Annotated in this window: 3 protein-coding genes; 2 read left to right on the top strand and 1 reads right to left on the bottom strand. The window is 56.8% G+C overall.

What is annotated here, in order from left to right:
• The first annotated feature begins 160 nt into the window (after positions 1–160).
• Positions 161–2,254: an InlB B-repeat-containing protein gene (locus B071_RS19225; protein WP_083914821.1), complete on the top strand. Its 2,094-nt coding sequence runs from the start codon at positions 161–163 to the stop codon at positions 2,252–2,254.
• A gap of 1,187 nt (positions 2,255–3,441) precedes the next feature.
• Here B071_RS19225 and B071_RS0110020 read toward each other — a convergent pair.
• Positions 3,442–4,701 (bottom strand): uracil-xanthine permease family protein, encoded by a 1,260-nt coding sequence (locus tag B071_RS0110020; RefSeq protein ID WP_018526960.1) that lies wholly within the window; start codon positions 4,699–4,701, stop codon positions 3,442–3,444.
• Positions 4,702–5,163: 462 nt separating this feature from the next.
• Between B071_RS0110020 and B071_RS16995 the strand changes: the two genes are divergently transcribed.
• Positions 5,164–6,623: [Fe-Fe] hydrogenase large subunit C-terminal domain-containing protein (locus tag B071_RS16995; protein WP_157703145.1), on the top strand; the 1,460-nt coding region annotated here is incomplete at its 3' end.

The following is a 6,623-nucleotide window of genomic DNA, read 5'->3' as shown; positions in this document are numbered from 1 at the left end:
ATACTACCCCTCTGACCCCCGGGGGAGGATCTTGCTGTATTTCTGAGTAAAATACTGTGCTTTTATACCATATGGTAGATGTCCAGCGTCTGGCTCTGTGGAATTTTCAAATACAGACTATTTCGTCTGATTGAACGTCTGATTGAAGGAGACAGATTTTATGACCACAGAAAGATTTCAGCAGACAGGACACGCCGTGGTGCGCTATCTCATGCCGGTAATGCTCGTTCTTGCCGCAGTTCTGGCTGGATGCGCCAATCCAATGGGTTCCAGCACAAGTTCCGGAGGGACGACTGATCGTGTAGGGGGTGGAGCGCCAACACCCATCACCATAACCTTTGTCCTGGATACCGACACCGGCGGCGGATTCTCCCTTTCCACCAGCGCAACAGCCCCGGCGCCAATTGCCGCGACCGCCGGAGTTCCGGTGCGGCTGACCCAGGGGATCGGGTTTACGGCCGAGGCGACGGGGGCTGGTCCCGGGGGGAGTTCTGTGACCTACCACGCTTCGGGCTGGTCAACCGAACCCTATAGTACACAGCACGAACGCATAATGAATCCAAGCTCTTCAGAACCCGATGATGGGTGGTATCTGCCTGGCTTTGAGGCCACTTTTACCGAAAACACCACGCTCTACATCCGATGGCTGCCGGAGTTCGAGAACATTTCTGCACAGGTGACCTTTGTCGAACCAGGAACCGGAACGAGGACGGTCAATGGACCAGTGATGCACCTTCGTGACGTGCTTCCCTTTGAGCGCACGGCCTATTTTCAGGATGTCCTGTCGGCTCCGTGGACGGTGAGCTCTAACCAGCGCGTTTGGGAATGGGAAAGTGAAACTGTTTCCTTTTCAAGAAACGCCAACACCCCCCCTGCGGGGACTCCCGCAGTGTGGCAGTTTGCGTTCAATACTGGGGGTGAATATTTGGCAAGCTTCCCGGCCGAAGGGTCTAGTCCAGTTGTTGGTCTGCGCCCGGTGAGCATTACCTACACGCCACGGGAAGTATACACCATTACCTTCGATGCCAACGGAGGAACCATGCCCGGTGGTGTAGTCACTCGCGACGCATTTGAGGGCATAACGATTGCCAGTAACGTTGGCTGGTGGAACATGAGCAGCGCAACACAGCTGCCTGAACCCACACGGGGTGATCTAACCTTTGGTGGCGACTGGTTCTTTGCGCCAGACTACGACGGCGACGATTGGGGTAACAACCCGACAGCAAATACCACACTATACGCTCGGTGGCAGGCGGAAATTACCTTCGATGGTAATGGAGGGGGTGCCCCTACGCCGGTACTTACCAATGTAACCGCCGATGGTGTAGCCCTGGTTACTGAGGCCCCGGCGATAAGTACCTCTCGCCCTCAGCACGACGTTTTTGGAGGTTGGTTTACCGAGCAGGGTCCTGGTCCGGAATACATTGTCACGAACAAGGTCTCCACAGGAGAAAACAGCTCCGAGTGGTTCACCATCGACTCTGTGACGGGACCCTTGACCCTGTACGCAGGCTGGATTCCGAAGTATGAAATTGGTGAAGTACTGCCAGATAATCAAGGTATTATCTTCCATATCCTTGGAGGCAGTGAGCCGCAGAGAACACGTGCTCACAGGAATGCACTTGAGGACGCCGGTTTCGCGGCGGGCAACACTGGCTGGCGTTTTCTTGCGGTGGCACCCGTCGAAGAACCTGAGGATACGGTCCAGGCACCAAATTTTAATCCGGGTTGGTTAGCATCAGGAGTAGGCCCGAATCTCGTCTTTACGACCGACCCAGGAGAAGGCAATGCCGCCCATGGAAAGTTCGACCTCCTGAAGACTTTCGATGTGTTAGGAGGTGGCCGACCTTCCACGGCAGAAATCATCGCCTGGGCAGGTTCTGGTCATGGGAGTGAAACGGTAGCAAGACAAGCCCGAGAATCAGACATCGGGGGACTCAAGCCAGTCACTATTACAGATTCCAATGCGGTCTGGTATTTGCCGTCAGCGGCCGAGTTGATCGAGATAGCCAATGCTCGCACTTCTGCAGGAACATCCGTATGGGAAATCGCCGGAATGAGATATGGTCCAGGCAACACTCGCAGATACTGGACTTCAACCACGTATAATGGAGGATATGGTCAGGCAAGCATGGACAGTAACGCTTTCACCGTTCATGTGCCCAGCTCAACATCAACACCTCAGGTTGAGATCTTCTCGCGAAGCACGAATGGTACGAATACCCCCCGCGTCCGCCCCGTCCGACGCTTCTGATATTCCGGTAGCAGACGGAGTTAACGGTTCCCGGCCCCGGGGAGGGGAAACCCTCCCCGAGGCCGGGGATTGGAGGGACCACGCGATTAGCCCCTTGCGGTATTAGTCTTCATCGTATTGCCAGTAGACCCCCGCCGGCTCGGCAGCGACCGTCATGGTTGCTTCTNCNCTGGANTCGGACTCATAAAAACGAGTAACCACGCGGTTCCAACCTTGCCGGAGGTCCAAATTTACGGCAAGAGGTACATCGTCCTCGCAGTCGCACTCGTCGTCGCATTCATCTTCGTCCTCGCACTCGTCGTCGACAAGATCACCCTGGAACGAAGTGTCGGCAGTGACGTACCACCACTCAACATCAATAATCTCCTCGAATATGTCATTTCCGTCATCGTCTTCCTCCCAGTCGTAGCACTCGCGGTAGATTTCGCCAAGTNTAGGGGTCAACTCGCCCATTGGCTCGCCACGGACGATTAGCTCAAGTATCGCGATCCTTGCATCGGGATTGCTCCAGTCTATATCATCACCGAGGTCAGATATAGGACGCATTTGAGCCTTCTCATCCTGAGTTGGTTCCCGGATTTCCAGATCGGGAAACATTCCACCCGCAACGGCGCCCGTAGCAATGGTGATTCTGTCGCGCTCCTGTGTAGTGAAACGGGCCTCGACAGTCCTGCCCTCGGCAGGCCAGTCCCAGATCTCCCCGGTGGGTAGTGTAAAGGACTCCCCCAGGTGGCCCGGGTTTGCCTTGGAACCGGAACTGCTACTACTGCTGCTCACCAGGTCATCACAGGACACAAGAAACACGGCCAGGGCAGTAAGCATACCCACAAGAATCGATTTCCATACTTTGGTTTTCACAAAAAATCTCCTTAAATTGTTATAATTGATATTTTCGATCCTCTTGCAAATTACTGATACGTACCTTCAGCCCTCCTGGCTCTGTTATGATCTATCCTTTCCCGGGAGCGGGATCACCGAGGCAACGCCCAATCAGACTATAGTTCCCNTTTCGGGAAAAAACTGGATTTTTCGATAAAAAATATATAATCTTTTTGGTAATATAATACGCTTGCTCCCGTACCCAGGGCAGACCCGGGGGAGCACAGGGCAGACACAAAAAAACCGGCAGGATCGCTCCTGCCGGCTGGTGTGCGAAAGAGCCCGGTGTCGGGCGCAAACAAGAGAGGTTATACCTCCTGGGGGAGAACCTGGTTCAGGATGATACCCGTAACAGCAGCAAGAACCATCGCGCTCAGCTCCAGCCCCTCAACAACGGTGAAGGCCACACCGCCCACGCCGATAACCAGAATCACGCTGGCAATAATCAGGTTGCGCGGCTTGATAAGGCTCACCTTGCCCTCGATAAGCGTGCGGATACCAACAGCAGCGATCATACCGTAGAGCAGGATCGAGACACCCCCGATAACAGGCCCGGGGATCGACTGGATCAGAGCCTCAACCTTGGGGATAAAGGCCATGACGATGGCCCAGATAGCACCCATACTCACCACAAAGGTGGCGTGCACGCGGGTGATCGCCAGAACACCGATGTTCTCGCCGTAGGTTGTCAGGGAAGGACCACCGAGAAGACCCGAGATGATCGTCGCCACACCGCCTCCGTAGAGGGTGGGGGCGATACCGGGATCGGTCTTCATGTCGCGATCGATGGTATTTCCGATAGCCAGGATATCACCGATATGCTCGATAACGGAGACGATCGCTGCAGGAGTGACGATCAGCAACACCTGGGGGCTGAATCTGGGCAGGGTAAACCCGGGCAACCCGATAAAAGGAGCCTGGGCGATGCCGCTGAAATCAACAAGCCCCAGAAGGGCAGCAGCGATATAACCGATAACCAGACCGCCAAGAATGGGAACAACCTTGATGATCCCCTTGCCGAACATGGTAATACCCACCGCTGCCAGAAGGGTGAGGACGGCAACTCCCCAGTGATCACCGGACATGCCCATCGCCACGGGAGCCAGCCCGAGCCCGATGACCATAATAACCGGCCCCGTTACGATGGGAGGAAATACCTTCGCAACCCGTTCGGGACCGATCCATTGCACCAGAAGGCCCACCAGAACGTAGACAACACCGGCGCCGATAATACCCGCCTGGGCGTGCTGGAGGCTCAAGGTCTCGGCAGCGATCAGCAGGGGAGCAATGAAGGCGAAGGAGGACCCCAGAAAACCGGGGACGCGACCCTTGGTGAAGAAGTGGAAGATCAGGGTACCCACACCAACGGCGAAGAGGGTGGCCGATACGTTCAGACCGGTGATAACCGGAACCAGAACGGTGGCGCCCAGCATGGCCATGGTATGCTGAAGCCCGATCAGGACCTTTTGGGGTGTGGAAAAGCGATCGGAGATATCTCTCCCCTCGCGAAACTCAAGATCGTAGTCTTTCTCTTGGCCTGGATCGGGTCGATTCGAATTATCGGACATCGTCAGCTCCTTCTGATGTGATCCCTCAATGGTACGTACACTTTGCCGTTGGCGCAAGGAAAACTTTTTCATCCCCTTTCAGCCGATCACCCCGGCCAGGGGAAAAAATGAGACCCTCTCCTGTTTCAGACGTTCAAGTTTTTGACCGGCCGGGAAAAAAAGTTGCCCCTTCCCGCTACGGCTGGTACAATCTCCCATCAGACCAGATAAAAAAGTGTTGCCTGCTTTATCTGCGTGATAGGTTCAGGACTATCGGTATGTCTGTTTATCATTTTTTCTTTTCTTTCTCTGAGCGCCGATGTCAGGAAAGATGTCGCCGTCGAGGCCGATGTTGCTGTCGAGGTAGACACCGATGTCGAGGCCGCTGTCGCTGTCCCGCAGGAAGGCACCCGCTGGCGTCGCCTGCGTGTTCCGGCCCCGCAGGGGTTGATCTTCTGTTCTGTTTTCTGGAGGTGGTCGCGTATGGAAGCCCTGAGTCCCGTCATCGCCACCGATGACGACCGGTGCGTCAACTGTCACCGTTGTATCTCGGTATGCCCCGTAAAATACTGTATCAACGGAAGCGACCGAACCGTCGCGGTAAACCACGAAGCCTGCATCGGTTGCGGCAGCTGCATCGCCGTATGCCGCCACGGAGCGCGCACACCCCTGGATCAGGCGGGCACCTTCTTTGCCGACCTCCGGGCCCGGGTCCCTCTGGTAGTCCTGGTGGCACCCTCGGTGGCCTCGGTCTTCCCCGAGGACTACCTCCGTCTGAACGGCTTCCTCCGTTCCCTGGGGGTAGCCGCCGTCTTTGACGTCAGTTTCGGCGCCGAACTCACGGCCCGGTCCTACCTGAACTATCTGGAGCAGGAACAGCCCGAAACACTCCTGGCCCAACCCTGTCCGGCGATCGTCTCCTACATTGAGCTCTTCCGGCCCGAGCTCCTCCCTTTTCTGGCACCCCTGGAGAGCCCCATGGGCCATACCGCCAGGATGATTCGCCGCTTTTACCCCGACTACGCCGACCACCGGATCGCCGCGTTCTCGCCCTGTCTGGCAAAAAAACGGGAGTTCGAGGAGACGGGGCTGATCCACTACAACGTGACCTTCTCGTCCCTGGTGGCGTATCTGGAAAAAACCGGCCTTTCCCTGACCGATTACAGCCGGGAACCCTACACAAGCCCCCCCGCCGAGCGCGGGGTCCTCTTCTCCTCCCCCGGAGGACTCCTGCGGACGGTGACGCGGGACAACCCCGACATCGCCGGGAGCATCAGAAAGATCGAAGGTCCCGATCTGGTCTATCCCTATCTGGACCAGCTCCAGGAAGTCCTGACGGCGGGTCACACCCCCCTGCTGGTGGACTGCCTCAACTGTTCCCAGGGCTGCAACGGGGGCCCCGGCACAAACCTGGCGAACCGGTCCATCGACCTCCTGGAGGCACCCCTGGAAGCGCGTCTTCGGGAGAACCCGGGGGAACCACACCGCTCCGACCCCGCCGCGATCAGGGANCTCGTGGACCAGTACTGGGAACCGGGCCTCTATACCCGGTGCTACCAGGACCGCAGCGAGTTTNCCCTCCTTTCGGACCCGTCGCCACAAGAGATGGACGAGGTCCTGCGGGAGATGCACAAGCACGGCCCGGAAGACATCTACCACTGCTCCTCCTGCGGGTACAACGACTGCTACGCCATGGCAAAGGCGATCTTCAACGGCATCAACCGCCCGCAAAATTGCCACTTCTACCAGAAAAAGGAGGTCAGCCGCCTCCACCAGGAACAGAAATCGATCATGGAAGACATGATCGAGCAGCAGAAGGAACAGGTCCGGCAGCGGACACGCTCCATCCAGAGTCTCCTCGATTTCTCGGGCCAGGGCTTTCTCTCCTTTGGTGCGGACCTGCGGGTCCGGCCCGAGTACTCCCGGGAGTGTCTCGAGATTTT

This window comes from Alkalispirochaeta alkalica DSM 8900, from assembly GCF_000373545.1.
GTDB lineage: Bacteria > Spirochaetota > Spirochaetia > DSM-27196 > Alkalispirochaetaceae > Alkalispirochaeta > Alkalispirochaeta alkalica.
The sequence above is the reverse complement of the archived record's forward strand: the minus strand, read 5'-3'. Positions and strand labels throughout refer to the sequence as shown.